At 69.3% G+C, this 15544-nt stretch carries 15 protein-coding genes; 5 read left to right on the forward strand and 10 right to left on the reverse strand.

Annotated features, from left to right (window positions below; all coding sequences use genetic code 11):
• Positions 1–42 precede the first annotated feature (42 nt).
• Positions 43–1041 (reverse strand): substrate-binding domain-containing protein, encoded by a 999-nt coding sequence (locus AC3AOF_RS29365; protein WP_488347257.1) that lies wholly within the window; start codon positions 1039–1041, stop codon positions 43–45.
• A gap of 204 nt (positions 1042–1245) precedes the next feature.
• Between AC3AOF_RS29365 and AC3AOF_RS29370 the strand changes: the two genes are divergently transcribed.
• Genes AC3AOF_RS29370 through AC3AOF_RS29390 form a run of 5 tightly spaced genes read left to right on the forward strand, consistent with a single transcriptional unit; the run spans position 1246 to position 7043 of the window.
• On the forward strand, positions 1246–2265 hold the full coding sequence (locus tag AC3AOF_RS29370; RefSeq protein WP_488347258.1) for a sugar phosphate isomerase/epimerase family protein: 1020 nt from the start codon (positions 1246–1248) through the stop codon (positions 2263–2265).
• A gap of 49 nt (positions 2266–2314) precedes the next feature.
• Positions 2315–3370, forward strand: a complete 1056-nt coding sequence (locus AC3AOF_RS29375; protein WP_488347259.1) for a sugar ABC transporter substrate-binding protein — start codon at positions 2315–2317, stop codon at positions 3368–3370.
• A 10-nt stretch (positions 3371–3380) separates the two neighbouring features.
• Positions 3381–5105, forward strand: coding sequence for a sugar ABC transporter ATP-binding protein (locus AC3AOF_RS29380; RefSeq protein ID WP_488347260.1), 1725 nt, complete (start codon positions 3381–3383; stop codon positions 5103–5105).
• Between the two features lie 43 nt (positions 5106–5148).
• Entirely contained in the window at positions 5149–6126 is a 978-nt protein-coding gene (locus AC3AOF_RS29385) for an ABC transporter permease (protein WP_488347261.1), read from the forward strand.
• Positions 6123–7043, forward strand: coding sequence for a PfkB family carbohydrate kinase (locus AC3AOF_RS29390; protein ID WP_488347262.1), 921 nt, complete (start codon positions 6123–6125; stop codon positions 7041–7043). Before AC3AOF_RS29385 ends, AC3AOF_RS29390 begins: the two co-directional genes overlap by 4 nt.
• Positions 7044–7447: 404 nt before the next feature.
• On the opposite strand, the gene AC3AOF_RS29395 is transcribed toward AC3AOF_RS29390, so the two are convergent.
• The 9 genes from AC3AOF_RS29395 to AC3AOF_RS29435 all read right to left on the reverse strand — a co-directional run bounded on the left by AC3AOF_RS29395 (position 7448) and on the right by AC3AOF_RS29435 (position 15512).
• Entirely contained in the window at positions 7448–8137 is a 690-nt protein-coding gene (locus tag AC3AOF_RS29395) for a hypothetical protein (protein WP_488347263.1), read from the reverse strand.
• 199 nt (positions 8138–8336) lie between these two features.
• Positions 8337–9296: a hypothetical protein gene (locus tag AC3AOF_RS29400; protein ID WP_488347264.1), complete on the reverse strand. Its 960-nt coding sequence runs from the start codon at positions 9294–9296 to the stop codon at positions 8337–8339.
• A 338-nt stretch (positions 9297–9634) separates the two neighbouring features.
• Positions 9635–9940 (reverse strand): AzlD family protein, encoded by a 306-nt coding sequence (locus AC3AOF_RS29405; RefSeq protein ID WP_236987498.1) that lies wholly within the window; start codon positions 9938–9940, stop codon positions 9635–9637.
• The gene (locus tag AC3AOF_RS29410) at positions 9937–10635 is read right to left on the reverse strand and encodes an AzlC family ABC transporter permease (protein ID WP_488347265.1); all 699 of its coding nucleotides are present in this window, start codon (positions 10633–10635) and stop codon (positions 9937–9939) included. The genes AC3AOF_RS29405 and AC3AOF_RS29410 overlap by 4 nt, the downstream gene beginning before the upstream one ends.
• 324 nt (positions 10636–10959) lie before the next feature.
• On the reverse strand, positions 10960–11169 hold the full coding sequence (locus AC3AOF_RS29415) for a cold-shock protein (RefSeq protein ID WP_236992615.1): 210 nt from the start codon (positions 11167–11169) through the stop codon (positions 10960–10962).
• Positions 11170–11929: 760 nt separating this feature from the next.
• The gene (locus AC3AOF_RS29420; protein WP_236992614.1) at positions 11930–12298 is read right to left on the reverse strand and encodes an MmcQ/YjbR family DNA-binding protein; all 369 of its coding nucleotides are present in this window, start codon (positions 12296–12298) and stop codon (positions 11930–11932) included.
• Positions 12299–12303: 5 nt separating this feature from the next.
• Positions 12304–12543: a hypothetical protein gene (locus AC3AOF_RS29425; RefSeq protein WP_488347266.1), complete on the reverse strand. Its 240-nt coding sequence runs from the start codon at positions 12541–12543 to the stop codon at positions 12304–12306.
• Between the two features lie 267 nt (positions 12544–12810).
• Positions 12811–12990: a hypothetical protein gene (locus AC3AOF_RS29430; protein ID WP_488347267.1), complete on the reverse strand. Its 180-nt coding sequence runs from the start codon at positions 12988–12990 to the stop codon at positions 12811–12813.
• 1130 nt (positions 12991–14120) lie between these two features.
• Positions 14121–15512, reverse strand: a complete 1392-nt coding sequence (locus tag AC3AOF_RS29435) for a cytochrome P450 (protein WP_488347268.1) — start codon at positions 15510–15512, stop codon at positions 14121–14123.
• Positions 15513–15544 lie beyond the last annotated feature (32 nt).

Below are 15544 nucleotides of genomic sequence, written 5' to 3' on the forward strand. Positions count from 1 at the left end.
CCGATTGTCCCAGGACAGTCCTGCCGCAATCGCGACCCCGCCTCAAAGCCCCTGTTTCACCAGGTCGCCGACCGTCGTCTTGTTGATGGTGAGGACGCGGTCGACCTGGATCACGCGCTGCGCCTCGTCGACCGTGGCGGTGCCGAGCGTCGGGATCTCCATGCCGGTCCTGATCGGCGTGCCGTCGAGCACCATGCGGGCGATGGCGACCATGCCGAACCCGGCATCCTTCGGGTTCCACAGGAAGCCCTCCCGGATCGCGCCGCTCATGAGCAGGGCCTGCGCCTGGGCGGGGATGATGGTGCCGACGACCGCGACCTTCTTCTCGAGGCGGCGCTGCTTGATCACGTTGCCGGCGCCGATCGGGCCGTTCGAGCCCATCGACAGGATGCCGCGCACGTCCGGGTAGGTCTGGAGCACCTGCTGGGTCACGCGGGTGGAATCGTCGATGAGGTCGGCGCCGGGGAAGCGGTCGGCGACCATCCGCATCTTCGGGTAATGCGCCTTCTGGTAGGCGATGGCCGCGTCGGCCCATTGGTTGTGGCCCGGGGTCGTCAGCGTGCCGACATAGACGACGTAGTCGCCCTCCTCGCCCATCTCGCGGGCGAGCGCCTTCATCTGGATCTCGCCGTAGCCCTTGGCGCTGATCAGCTCGAGATCCCAGGTCTTGCCGTCCTGGTTCTCGCCTTCCTGCGTGATGACGACGATGCCGGCATCGCGGGCGCGCTTCACGGCCTGGGCGGTCACCTTCACGTCGAGGGGCACGAGGCCGATCACGTCGACCTTCTTGGCGATCAGGTCGTCGATGAGCTTGACCTGCTGGGCCGGATCGACCTGGGCCGGGCCCACCATCGTCGTCTGGATGTTGAACTGCTTGCCGGCGGTCTCGAGCCCCTGGTTGAGGATGTTGAACCACGGCACGCCCGCCGTCTTCACCACCGTCGCCATCGTCCTCGGGGCAGCCGCGAAGACCGGGGCGGCGCGTAGCGACCCTGCGACGGCCAGGCCGCCGAGCATCTTGAGCGTGGTGCGTCGATCCATGGTGCGTTCCCCGGCCCCGTCGCGAGCGGCCGTAGCCGTCCCGCGTTATTTACTGCAACACCGGTAATCGTGAAGTGTGGGGCCTGTCAAGCGTTACCCCAACGGTACCACTGGCGTCCCACGCTGCACCGCAGCAAGTCGCATTGGGCGCGTTGGAAGGCGGGGCAGGCATTTCGTCACTTTACAAATGTATCGCGATCCGTGATGTCTTGGCGAGACACAGGAGAATTGCCGGTGACATCCGCCGCAGCGCGCTTCGCGACGCGCCTGAACTCGTTCGCCTCGCAGCCCGACGCCTTCTGGCCCAAGGGCCACGGCAAGCCGAGCCCGCTGGAGATGGCGGCCCGCGCCGCGACGGCCCGCGGCCTCACCGACGTCGACCTGAACTTCCCCGATCACCTCGGGTCCGACCCGCGGGCGACCGGCCGCGCGATCCGCGACCTCGGCTTGAGCGTGAACGGTCTCGCGATGCGGTACTACTCGAACCCCGCGTTCAAGATCGGCGCCTTCACCAACCCCGATCCGGCGGTGCGGCGCGAGGCGATCGACCTCACGAAGCGCGGCATCGATGCGGCGCGCGAGGCCGGCTGCAACCTGATGACCCTGTGGCTCGGCCAGGACGGCTTCGACTACGCCTTTCAGGCCGATTACGCGAAGCTCTGGGCCGACGAGATCGACGGCATCCGCGAGGCCGCGCTGCACGATCCCGATTGCCTGATCAGCATCGAGTACAAGCCGAACGAGCCACGCTCCTACAGCCTGTTGCCCGACTGCGCCACGACGCTGCTGGCCCTGAAGGAGATCGACCTGCCGAATCTCGGCGTCACGCTCGACTTCGCGCACGTGCTCTACGCCGACGAGCAGCCGGCCTTCGTGGCGGCCCTGATCGGCCGGCACAGCCGCATCCTCGGCCTGCACCTCAACGACGGCTACGCCAAGCGCGACGACGGGCTGATGGTGGGCGCCGTGCACCCGGTCCAGACGATCGAGCTGCTGCGGCAGGTCCGCAAGGACGGCTTTCACGGTCCGATCTACTTCGACACCTTCCCCGACCTGACCGGTCTCGACCCGGTGGCGGAGTGCGAAGCCAACATCGCCACCGTGACGGCGATGCTCGGCGTCGTCGACACGCTCGACGGCGACAACGAGCTGACAACCGCTATCGCCCGCCAGGACGCCGTCGCGAGCCAGAACCTCGTCCGCAAGGCGATGCTCGGCCGCTGAGCCGGCCGCGACCACCAAGAACACGACCAAGAACACGAGGAGGAATCCCATGAAGTCGCTGCTGCTGTCCGGGTTCATGCTGCTCGCCGCGCTCGCCCCGAGCGTCGCGCAGGACCTGAAGCCGCTGAACCCGGACACCGAGACGGACCGGATCGACTGGAGCCAGCTCGGGACCAAGTTCGGCCCGATGCCGAAACCCGCTGCCGGCACCCGCGTCGGGGCGGTGTCGAAGACCCTCACCAACGAGTACTGGCGCCTCCTCGGCGAGGGCTACCAGTCGTTCGGCAAGACGCTCGGCGTGAAGGTCGCCTACCAGGCGGCCCAGAACGAGGGCGATCAGGTCGGCCAGCTCTCGATCGCCGAGACGATGATCGCGCAGGGCGTCAAGGTGCTGCTGGTCTCGCCGCAGACCAACGCCAACCTCGAGCCGGTCCTCGGCGAGGCCAAGGCCGCCGGCATCCCGGTCGTGAACGTCAACGACGCGGTGATCCCGCAGGCCGCCCATTACGTCGGCAACGTCCAGCGCGACAACGGGGTGCGCGTCGCCCGCTGGTTCATCGCCAATCGGCCGAACGGCGGCAAGCTCGCGGTCATCGAGGGCCAGGCCGGCGTCTTTGCGGCGACCCAGCGCACCGCCGGCTTCAAGGCGACCATCGCGGCCGAGGGCGGCGCCTTCAAGGTCGTGGCCAGCGTGCCCGGCAACTGGGACCGCCAGCTCTCCTACGACGCGGCCACCACCCTCCTGCAGCAGCACCCGGACCTGGTCGGCTTCTACTGCAACAACGACACGATGGCGCTCGGCGTCGTCGAGGCGGTGAAGAGCGCGGGCCGGCTGGGCAAGGTCGCGGTGTTCGGCACCGACGGCATCACGGATGCCCACGCGTCGATCCGTGCCGGCGAGCTGACCGGTACCGTCGACAGCTTCCCGGTGCTGACCGGCGAGGTCGCCATGGAGGCCGCTCTGCGCATCCTGGCCAAGGAGCCGGTCCCGCGGGTCGTGGCCACGCCCCAGGCGCTGATCACCAAGGAGAACATCGAGCGCTACAAGGGCAAGGGCGCCGACCTGCGGGCGGCGCTCGAAGAGGACCTCCGGTCGGGCAAGTGACCGGAGCCCCGTGGGGCGCTTCGGTCGCCCCACGGCCCCCTGGGTCGCCCGGATCCCGGCCCAGCCGCTCGCGGCCGGGCGTCGCGCCACGCCGGGCGGACGCGCCCGCCCCGAACGGCTCGACGCCCGCGCCGCCTCCTCGAACCTCGCGGTCAGCCCCATGTCCTGCGCCGAGTCTTCCGCCCTCGACTCCCCCGCCTCATCTCCTGCCCCGTCGCCCGCGATCGCGTCGTCCGGCGCGCCGCCGCGACTCCACGTCCAGGGCCTGACCAAGCGCTTTCCGGGCGTGGTCGCGCTCGGCGAGATGTCGCTGCGGATCGCGCCGGGGGAGGTCCACGCGCTGCTCGGCGAGAACGGCGCCGGCAAGTCGACGCTGATGCGGATCGTGTCGGGCGTGCTTCGGCCTGACGAAGGCACCATCGCGGTGGATGGCGAGGCGCTGACCCTGCGCTCGCCGCTCGCCGCCCGCCGCTCCGGCATCGCGATGATCCACCAGGAGCTGCAGCAGGTCCCCGAGCTGACCGTGGCACAGAACATGTTCCTCGGCCGCTCGTTGCGCCGGGGCGGGCTCTTCGTCGACCGGGCCCGTCAGGAGGCGATGGCGGCCGAGGCCCTGGCGCCGCTCGACCCGTCGATCCGGCCGGACGCACCGGTCCGCACGCTCAGGGTGGCGCAGCGCCAGATCGTCGAGATCGGCCGGGCGCTCCTCGACAACGCGCGCGTCATCGCCATGGACGAACCGACCTCGAGCCTGACGCCGAGCGAGTTCGAGCGCCTGGCCGCGGTCATCGCCGGGCTCGCCGCGCGCGGCGTCTCGGTCATCTACGTCTCGCACAAGATGGACGAGGTGTTCCGCACCTGCAGCCGCGCGACCATCATGCGCGATGGGCGGTTCGTCGCCGAGGTCGACCTCGCCGGCACCACCGAGAGCGCCGTCGTCGCCCAGATGGTCGGCCGCGAGCTCGCGGTGGCGCAGCACCGCTCGTCGGTGCAGTCCGGGACCGCCCTGTCGGTGCGCGGCCTGACCGCCGGGACGCGGGTGGTCGATGCGGGCTTCGACCTGCGGCGCGGCGAGGTCCTGGGTATCGCCGGGCTGATCGGCTCCGGCCGCACCGAGCTGCTCCGCCTCATCGCCGGCGCCGATTCGCGCAGTGCCGGGACCATCACGGTCAACGGCCGGCCGCTGACGCGGACCGGTCCCCGCGCGGCGATCGCGGCCGGCATCGGGCTGGTGCCCGAGGAGCGCAAGCGCGACGGCATCGTGCCCCAGCGCTCGATGGTCGCCAACGTGGCCCTCCCGTCGATGCCCCGGTTCGCCCCCCGCGGCCTCGTGCACCGGCGCCGCCTGCGCGCCGAGGCCGCGCGCCTCCTCGCCGAGGTCGCCTTGCGGCCGATGCAGATCGACCGCCCGATCCGCCTGTTCAGCGGCGGCAACCAGCAGAAGGGCATCATCGCCCGCTGGATCGCCGCCGGTACCCAGATCCTGCTCTTCGACGAGCCGACCCGCGGCATCGACATCGGCGCCAAGGCGGAGATCTACGCGCTGATCGAGCGGCTGGCGGCCGAGGGGAAGTCGGTGATCGTCGTCTCCTCGGAACTGCCCGAGCTACTGCGCCTCTCCGACCGGGTGCTCGTCATGCGCCAGGGCCGGATCGCGGCCGAGCTTTCGCGCGGCGAATTGAGCGAGGAGGCGATCGTCGCCCACGCGGTCCCCCAATCCGCCCGCATCGCCTGATCGTCCGCCCTTCGCCCATCCCGTGCGCCTTCGAGTCCCGATCATGCTCTCCCTGACCGACAAAGCCGCTTCCGCGCCCGGCGCGACGCCGCGCCTCCACGTGCCCTTGCGCGACTTCGGCACCCTGCTCGGCCTCGTGCTCATCGTCCTGGTGTTCACGGTCGCGGCCCCGGGCTTCCTGACCGAGCGCAACCTCCTCAACATTTTGCAGCAATCGAGCATCAACGCCTGCGTGGCGCTCGGCATGACCCTGGTGATCATCTCGGGCGGCATCGACCTCTCGGTCGGCCCGGTCGCGGCGCTCTCGGCCGTGCTCTCGGCGAGCCTGATGGTCGCCGGCGTGCCGCCGATGCTCGCCATCCTGGCCGGGCTGGCGCTCGGCGCGCTGTGCGGCTTCATCAACGGCGCGCTCATCTGCTTTGGCGGCCTGCAGCCCTTCATCGTCACCCTCGGCACGCTCAGCACCTACCGGGCACTGGCGCTCATCGCCACGGACGGGAACCCGATCTTCGGCGTTCCGCCGGCGTTCCGCGCGATGGTGAACGGGTCCATCGCCGGGATCCCGATGGCGGTGATCGTGGTGCTGGTCGTGGCACTCCTTGCCGGGCTGATCCTGCGCAAGACCCCGTTCGGCGAGTACCTCCTGGCGGTCGGCGGCAACGAGGAGGCCGCCCACATCGCGGGCGTTCCGATCGCGCTCACCAAGATCGGCGCCTACATGCTGTCGGGCGTCCTCGCGGCGCTCGCCGCGACGATCCTCGTCGGCCGCCTCGGCGCGGCGGAGCCGATCCTCGGCAACCTGTGGGAGCTCGACGCCATCGCGGCGGCGGCCATCGGCGGGGCCTCGCTGATGGGCGGCAAGGGCAGCATCCTGGGCACGCTTCTTGGAGCGGTGATCCTGGGAGCCATGCGCAACGGCCTGACGCTGATGAACGTGCAGGCGTTCTACCAGCTGCTGGCCACCGGCCTCATCATCCTGCTCGCCATGCTGGTCGACCGCTTCGCCCGGGGACGCTCATGACCATGGTCGACGATACTCCGCACCATGCCGGCCCCGATCCTCGACCCGTCATCGTCGTGGTCGGAAGCCTGCACTACGACATCACCGTCGATGCGCCGGACCGCCCCCGCAAGGGCGAGACGGTGACCGGGCGGGGCTGGTCCCCGAAATTCGGGGGCAAGGGCGGCAACCAGGCCGCGGCCGCCCAGCTCCAGGGTGCGCCCACCGCCATGGTGAGCGCGGTCGGCGCCGACGATTTCGGCCGTGCGCTGCTGGCCGGGCTCGACCGCGCGGGCGTGGACCGCTCCGCCGTCGCAGTCCTGCCGGGCCGGAATTCCGGGATGAGCGTCGCGATCTTCGACGACGACGGCGATTACGGCGCCGTCATCGTGTCCGGATCGAACCTCGCGATCGAGGCGGAGCAGATCCCGGACGAGTGCCTGGGCCAAGCGCGCGTGCTGATCCTGCAGAACGAGATCCCGGAACTCATCAACGCCGCGGTGGCGCGCCGCGCCAAGCGGCTCGGCCTCACGACGATCCTCAACGCCGCGCCGGCCCGTCCCTTCACGACCGATCTCGCGGATCACATCGACATTCTGGTCGTCAACGCGATCGAAGCCGAGATGCTCGGCGGAGGACCGGTGACGTCGCTTCAGGACGCGGCATCGGCCGCCCGCACCCTCGCGGATGCTCGCAGGCTCGTCGTGGTGACGGCAGGCGGCGATGGCGTCGCGATGGCGGGCAGCGCCATCGCCCCGGTGGCGCTGCCCGGTCTCGACGTCGAGGTCGTCAGCACACACGGCGCGGGCGACATGTTCGTCGGCACCTTCGCGGCTCGTCTGGCCCACGGCGATTCCTGCGAAGACGCTCTGCACGCCGCCAACGAAGCCGCTGCGCGCCTGGTGTCCACACCGGACGAGGAGCGAATGGCGGTATGATCATGAACAGCCGGAAATGCCCCATACGTCGATCGTTTTCGAGAACAGGGCGGGAGATGGCTGCATCACGACGGATCGTCATCGCAATCAGCTGGCCTCACCATCGAAGCTTCCGGTTGATGGAAATCGCCGACAGTGTTCATGCTGACCCCAGCATTCCGCGACCGACAACGCCCTTGAAGCCCCTGAAGGCCATCTAGCACGCTCCTAGCGCAGCTGAAAAAAAGCTCTGTCCGATCAGTGGGGTAGGGGGTTTTCAGCTCAGATCATAATCCTTGTGTCGGGGGTTCAAATCCCTCCTCCGCTACCATCAGGTCCCCCCACTGCACGGACCTTGTTCGGATAAGCTTTAGGCCCGAGCAGTGCAGTCAGGCGTCCTGAGATTTCTACCTCGATGCCGCCCTTCACCTCAGGATCCCGCCAACCGTGACCGTGTCCACGAGGTCGCGGAGAGCGGACGCCAGCTCCGGATCGCCGGCCTTGGCGCAGGCGTCCGGCGCTTCGTCCAGCCGTCCCAGCGCCTCCTCGTAAGAGGCGATAGCTGCGGGATGCCGCGCCACCATCTGCGGCACGTCTGGCAGCGCTTCGAGCTCGGCCATCAGCCGCCTTTCCTCCTTCGCGAGTGCCTTGGCCCGGGCATCCAGCTTCGCTTCGTTGCCGACGCTGCGAATCAGCATGTCGGTGATCCGGTCCAGGTTGTACCCGTTGCTGTTCGGGGTCGGCGGGCTGTCGCCGAACCAGATCCTCGGGCTTGAGGACATGGAACCGCTCGAGCCGGACGGCGCCACCACTTCGTGCCGGTCAACACGACGACCATCGCGCGGGCCATCGCCGGCACCGGGGCGCAGCCGGGCGCCCCCATCCCCGCCGCTGTCGATCCGGAGCGGGCCTCCCGCTTCGATGCCCCCGCCGATCGGCCCGGATGCCCTTGAGCGCGTCGCATGAGGGTGCGGGCACGTGATGATGGCGCTCACCGAGGAACGGTGGGCGCTCCGCGAGGCGAAGCTCCAGAGATCGTCGCCTTCCTGGAGGCGCAGGCCTCCCGGTGGGACGCTGTCGGCCGAGGAGGTGCGGGCGCGGATCTCGAACGCCACAGGCGCAGAACGTGGCGCGGCTGCTCACCGCCGCGGAGGAGTGGCGCACCTGGCTTGAGGCGCTGGCGGAGGAGGCCTTGCAGCGACAGCGCCCCCTCCCGGACGAGATGATGGTTCAGGTAGCGCGGGGTTCGCGTCAGGACGGAGATTGCGGATCATGCGGTCGATCGCCGGTGGGGATGAATTCCCGCCCGGTTGCTCAGCCGGCGCGCCGGGCTTCCGCACCGAGGCCGCGCTGCGCCTTCGAGCGCAGGCGCTTGTTCTGGAAGACGAGCGTGACGGTGGCGCCGCTGCCGCGGTCCGACCAGAGATACGTCACGAAGGTGCCGAGTCCTGGAATTGTTGCCGTGGCGTCGATGGTGCCCCGGCAGCCGAGCAGGTTCTCGACCTCGGAGAGACGCATCTCGGCCTGGAGCAGCTCGAAGGCGACGAGGCTGACCGGGCACTGCGTCCGCTCGGTCGGCGGCCGGTATGCGGCGACCGGCGCCAGCGCCGGGCGGGCCGGCACACCCGGCGCCGGATCGGCGACCGGCGGCTGCGTGCGCCAAGCCTGGGCGGGCGGCGCGTCGTCCCATGCATCGGAAGAGGCCGACTGTACGGCGACCCCGTTTGGCGCTTCTGCGTGCGGGGTGTCTGCGGGTGCCGCGACAGGTCGCAGGCCTTCCGCCGGGATGCCGCTCCGCAGCGCGGGGGTGAAGGCCGGGCCCTGCCGCAGCCTGGCGGCCCCGGGCATCGTGTGACCGCGGCCGGACCCGTGCGGCGCCCGCTCCTCGCCCGCCTCGATGGGGGCGCGGGCGTGCCCGACGACGATGGCCCGGCGCAGGGCCGTGTCGAGGCCGCGTAGGTCGCGGGCGAGGCGCTCGCTCCGTCCGGTGCCGGCCGGCTCGGAGCGGATCTCGCAGGCTGCGAAGGCGGAAAGGGCGTCGCGAATCTCGTCCTCGGTCCATTGCCCGGCCGGCTTGCCGAACAGGTCGGCCTCGCCCTGCGGCACGGCGGACACCGTGGCGGCGCTGAGCCGGCCGAGCCTTTCTTCCGCAAGGGCGCGGTGCGCGCCGCAGCCGCCGGCCGCCGCGAGGGACGCGCGGAACGGGGAGGGGGCGGCCGCGAGGGAGGTGCAGCACGCGGCGACGAGCAGAACCGGTGCGAGAAGAAAGCGCATGAGGGCGGCCGCCTAGGGTTAGGTCATACTGCCTAAGCGAAAGGTTCGAAGTAAACGGACTCTTACCCTTTGGGGCCGCGCATCCGGGCTTTGGCGACCATGCCTTACCGTCTGTTGACCAAATCGCTCGGATCGGTTGCACGCGGCCTCATCCCAAATCCGATCGGTCGCTTCGGGACGGCGATTTCTGGCTCTGCTAGAGCACTTCACGATCGCGTTGCCATCGCGAAGCTCTCTAGGTCTTTGATTTTGCCGCATTTTCCGCGACGAACCGGTATTCGTTTCGTCGGAAAAACGCTCTGGAGCGCCGCGGACTTGGCAAATTTGGCCGCGTGAGGTCAGCCCGGGACGACGTGCCGAAGCAGCACGATCGTCCCGACGCCGACCGCCACAGTCCCGATAAGAGGGAACCGGGTCGCGGCGATGATGGTGATCGCGCTGGCTGCAGTCTCGCGCCAGCCCGTCGCGAGAAGTGAGGGCGCGATCACCGCAACCAGCACCGCGGGCGGGATCGCGTCGACGGCGGCCTTGGCGCGCGGACCGAGCTGCAGCCGGTCGCCGAGGGCCAATCCGCCGATGCGCGTGGCATACGTCACCACGGCCATCGCGACGATCGTCACAAGGGTCGGGAGATCGACGATCATCGGGCCTCGTCCGGGCGCCAGGCGAGCGCCGCCCCTGCGATGCCGGCAGCGGCGCCGGCCATCACGTGCCAGGGCGAGCCGACGAGCCGGTAGCACAATGCTCCGGCGACCGCTGCGGCAATGACCGGCACCGCCGTGCTGCGACCCCGCCAAAGGGCCGCGACGATGCCGATGAAGAGGGCCGTGAACGCGAAGTCGGCGCCGACGGACCGTGGGTCACCCAGCAAGGACCCCGCGGCGGCGCCCAGCGTCGAACAGGTCACCCAGTTGATCCAGAGCGTCGCCCCCATGGCACCGAAATAGGCCGGCGTCAGGGAACGGGCGGCCGCTCGCCGCTCGCCGAAAGCCCAGGTCTCGTCGACGAGCGCGTAGAACGTGAGCAGGCGCTGCCAGGGGCCGAACGCACCCGTCTTGGGCGCGAGGGATGCTCCCATCAGGATGTGGCGGAGATTGATGAGGGCGGTCGAGGCCACGAGCGTCCCAATCGCGAGAGGGTACGTCCAGAGTTCGATGATCGCGAATTGCGCCCCACCGGCACAGACCAGCGCGGACATGAGGGCGACCTCGGCGATCGAGAGGCCCTTGCTCGCGGCCAGAGCGCCGAACAGCAATCCGATCGGCACCGCAGCGATCGCAGCCGGCGCGATGTCGACGACGCCCTCCAGAGCTTCGCTCCGACTCGTCCCGGCTGACATGCCCGAAGGCCGCATAGGCGTTACCCCGTCGATGAGAGCGTCCCGCGGTATCAGCTATCGCAGCGAGTGGACAGAGTCGCGGCGAACTCCTGATTGCCATCCCGTTCGGCAAGGGAGGCCATCATCGCGCAATCTTGAGCCAGCGCTTCCAGCCTCGTAATGCCGCCTATCGACGTGTCGTGCAGCGCCCTGCTCGCGGATAAGAGATCTCGTTCTATTATTAAAAGGTGATGGGATGCCTGGCGCAGGGTGGGAGACGGTAATTGGATTATGCGTTTTTTGTGGGTGACGGCGGCTCTGATCGCCGCCGTCACGAGAAAAATCTTAATCGATCTTCAGATTTTCTGCAGATGATTTGCCGCGCCGCTGGTCGACCACCACCTCGTAAGAGATTTTCTGGCCGTCCGCGAGGTCGCGAAGGCCTGCCTTCTCCACCGCAGAGATATGGACGAACACATCCTGTCCGCCGTCGTCGGGCTGGATGAAACCGAAGCCCTTGGTTCCGTTGAACCACTTCACCGTACCGGTTGCCATAAGCGTACCTCCATGGATGGATATGCGCTTTAGCCGATCCGGTGGCTCGCCGTCTCCCGCGCAATTCGCATCCCCGGGCTCGAAGCCGAGTTTCCGCCGCCAGGCTGCAGCCTCAGGGTCTGGCAGCGCCGGCGCTTCCGCGCCCAGAATGGCGCTTCGAAGATGGTCTGCATGCACCTCGTGCGGGTAGGTGAGGGACTCCCTCTGTCCGGCGGCCGTCCAGACCGGTAGCGAGCCTTCGCGCGCGAACATCGCGACGGCTTCGATCGCCTCCCACCGATCGAGATCATCGGCGCTGTATACCGCTCGGCAGACGATACGAGTGCGAAGAAACGGATCGTCTGCGGTGGGGTCGATTTCGAGGGAGAGTAGTACACCCGATCGATCGGGCCTCAATTCGTCTGGGAGCGCCCCGATCTTACGCCAGAGGCAGTACCATTTGGCGCACGCCCGCGGGCGATCACGGTAAATACCACAGGACGCACCTGTGCTGTGCTCGCATAGGATGCCGGCCGGCTTGGCGAGAGCCTTCACCTCAAGAACCTGGCAGCATGCGGTACAAGGGCCGCAGCTACGACCCGGGACAAGTGTCTGTGACATCCGGGAGGTTTAGCCCGTGGCTGACACGCTTGTCAGGCTCAGGTGACGGATACAGGCCGCCCATGGCCCTGTACCGGAACAGGGGTCACCGGCGGCGGCGCCGATGCTCGGCGTGCAAGCCGCATTGCGCGGTGCCGTATCGGGCAGCCTCGCTCCTCCTTCACCGATCGTCGTCCGGGTCGACGGCAAGCGCGGCGAACCGCGCCACGAGGCCGGGTGGTGCAGCAGTCTTCCACGCCGCGAGGAGAGCGCCGCGCAGCACCTCCTCCTCCACTGCAGACAGATCGACGCTGGTCCAGCCGCGGGAGCCCCACGCACCAGGCACCGGCTCGAAACCAGCGGGCCGAGCCTCTGCCATTTCCGCCTGCAGCTCGGGTGTCAGCTTCACGACGACACGATCCTCATCGGTCCAGAGGGTCGCGAAGATCCGGCCGCCGACCCGGAAGTCAGGATGGCCCTGGTGCGCTCCCTCGATCGCCTCCGGCAGCATGAGGGCCAGCGCGCGAACGTCCTCCGGCAGACAGGGCACCCCCTCTACAAGCCTGACGTCGACGCCTGCCACTCGGTGTCGGGATGCTCACGCACGTCGCCGGCCTCCGTGCCGGTGTCCGACGTACTGACCCAATCGCCGGCCTCGACGACCTCGACCACCTCATCGTCCGGATATGCCGCCTCAAGGAACAATCTCGCTTCGCCCTCCGCCGCGGCGCGCACGGTCACGAGGGGACGCTGGCCGACCAGTCCGCGGACATGCGCGATGAAGAGCTTTGCCATTCCCGTCGCTCCGTTACCGATCGCCTGGCTGGACAACGCTGCTCCGGGTCGGCGGTCCCATCTCGGAGTGAGGCGGCGGCGGCCGAGAAGTCCGACATTCGCAGAACAGCGGATCATCGACGCGCCCTCATGGCGAGCCGCCAGGATCGAGGATGTCGAGTTCACCGCCGGAGTACCAAGATTGCGGCCGGGATGCAGGCCGGAACAAGTGCTGCGACATCGGCGATGTCGATGTCGCTCGACGCCCGATGGCTGAATCGGACCCCGTCACGCTTCGCGATCGTTCTGCGCCGCCTCCGGATCCTCGTCTCGGCTCACGAACTGATACACGGGGGGAAATAGCGCCTCGAGGCCACGAGTGACACCGTCGAGCACCGGGTCGTGGTCGCTGCCGAAGCTGCGGGTAGGAGCGTTGGCGTCGGTGAAGCTCGAGTTGGTGTTCGACATCGGTTCCAGCCCGCAATGAGAGCATTTTCCGACGACGTGGAGACCGGTTCGTCGTAGAAAATGCGGCAAACCAAAGACCTAGAGAGCGTCGCGATTGCAGCGCGATCGTGAAGTGCTCCAGCGGGCGTTAACTTCCCGGTATGCGAACGGTTTCATGAGGAATTGGCCGACCTCCGTCCCCCATTCCCGTCCCCTGTTCACAGCGGACCTGACGGCCATCGACCCGTCACAGGGGCGGGCTCGTTTTCGCGCCCCTCCTCGACATAGGCTCGACGGGGGTTGCGGTCATGCCTCATACGCTTACCGATTGATCGCTTCGCGATGCGGAAAGCGGCTTCGCTCAGGCGTGTGAAGCCTACGGCTTCACCGCGCGGGCTGATGATACGAAATCACGGAAGTGATCTTCCGGATTTCGTATCACTCATCCTGCCCGCTCATCCAGCCGCCGCGCCGCCCGCCTCAACCCCGGAACCGCACCCGCCCCGCGCGCCAGCACCAGGGTTGAGGTAAGGGCGAGGCAGGCCAACAGGCTCACTGCGCCACGCCGTGGAACACGATGCGGTCCAGCGCCTCCCCGAAGGTCGCGTGCTCGTGCGTCTCGGGCCGCTCGTCGGGGCGGAGACGGGGCCGGGCTGTCGCTCCACAAGCGTTACGACCTCGCCGCCGACACCGACGTGGCGGCGAACGGGCCGGTGCTCGGCCTCCTGTTCGGCAAGCTCGCGCAGGCCGGGGCCTGGGTGAAGGCGAACCCGGCCGAAGCCGCCTCACGGCTCGCCGCGCTCTAAAAGCTCGATCCCGAGATCGTCCCGGCGGCGAATGCCCATCGCAGCGACCCGGTCGAGCCCGTCACCCGGGACGGGCTCTCCGCGCGGCAGACGATCGCCGGCGCGTGCCGCGCCGAGGGGCTGCTGCCGCGCCCCGTCGACACCGCCGCCCGCGGGATTTGGGCGCCTCCGGTCCGATGACCGGCTCGGGATCTCATCTGATCGCCGATCGATTGCCCGGCCGTCGTTCGGGTTGGCCGGTGGCGTCGAAAGCATCGGCGCAGGCGACGGACCGCAGCCGGGTCCGGTGCCCTGGAGCGGAGCCGACCAGGCGCGGCAGGAGAGAGAGGCGGCTCCGGCGTCGGGTCACCCCCGTGCCGTCACCCGCATCCGCAAGCCGTCCCGCGGTCGGAGCGTCACCCGGTGCAGCGGCACCACCGGCCCGGCCTCCGGCGCCCGGTCGAGGCGCACCGCGTGGAGCAGGTGGGCGAGCACCAGGGTCGCCTCCATCACGGAAAAGCTCGCGCCAATGCAGATGCGCGGGCCGGCCCCGAAGGGCAGGTAGGCGAAGCGGTCGATTGCCGCGCGGTTCTCCGGCAGGAAGCGCTCGGGGATGAAGGCGTCGGGCTCGTCCCAGAGCCGGCGGTGGCGGTGCAGCACGTAGGGCGCGACCGTCACCAGCGAGCCGCGCGGGATCTTGATCCGGCCGATCCGGTCCTCGGCGAGGGCCTGCCGGCTCATGAACGGCACCGGCGGAAACAGGCGCATCGCCTCGTCCAGGGCCGCCCTGGTGCGGGGCAGGGTGTCCGAGCCCGGAGCCGGGTTTGCGGCGAAGGCGGCGTCGATCTCGGTCTCCACGCTCTGCCGCGCCGCGCCGTCCTGCGACAGGCAGTAGAGCGTCCAGGTCAAGGCGTTGGCGGTGGTCTCGTGGCCGGCCCCGATGAAGGTGACGATGTTGGCCCGCACCTCCAGGTCGGACAGGCCGCGGCCGGTTTCCGGGTCCTGCGCCTTCAGAAGCAGGGTCAGGAGGTCGTGCGGAGCCTCTGCCCCCGACGCGACCAGGGCCCGGCGGCGCTCGATCAGCTCGTCCACCACCTCGGCGAAGAAGCGGAGCGCCGGCCGCGCCTTGAGCCGGCCGATCCGCGGCACCCAGTCGGGCATGCCGAACACGTCGAGGGGGTCGATGGGCCCCAGCGCCTCGAAGTAGCGGGTGATGGCGCGCCCGAGCGCGTCGGGCTCGCGGGAGAGGCCGTGGGTGAAGATGGTGCGTTCCAGCACGTCGAGGGTGACGCGGGTCATCTCGAGCGCGGCATCGACGCTCTGCCCGTCCCGCTTCCTCATCCGGCGGGCGAGGCGGCTGGCGGCCTCCGCCATCGGCGCCTCGAAGCGGGCGACGTGGCGGGGCGAGAAGATGGGGGCGAGGGTACGCCGCTGGAGGCGCCACTCGTCGCCCTCGGCGGTGAGGAGGCCGTTGCCGAGGCCCGGTGCCAGCACCCGGCGCTGCAGGTCGTCCTTGCGATAATTGGCGGCGTTGTCGACCAGCACGTGGCGGATCGCGGCCGGATCGCTCACCACCGTGACCCGGCCGAGCGCGCCCTCGCCGGTGACGATCGGCTGCTCGAAATGCTCCGCGTACCAAGTGGTCAGCGGGTTGGCGCGGGCGGCACGGAGAAAAGCGAACAGCCCCATCGGCTCGGTGCGCGGGCGGGGCACGGCGGGACGGAAGGGGGCGGCCACGGCCGCCGCAGGGGAGGGCATCCGGACTCCTTGACGGTGGCGTGATTCGAGGC

Source organism: Methylobacterium sp. 142-1Y (assembly GCF_057747795.1).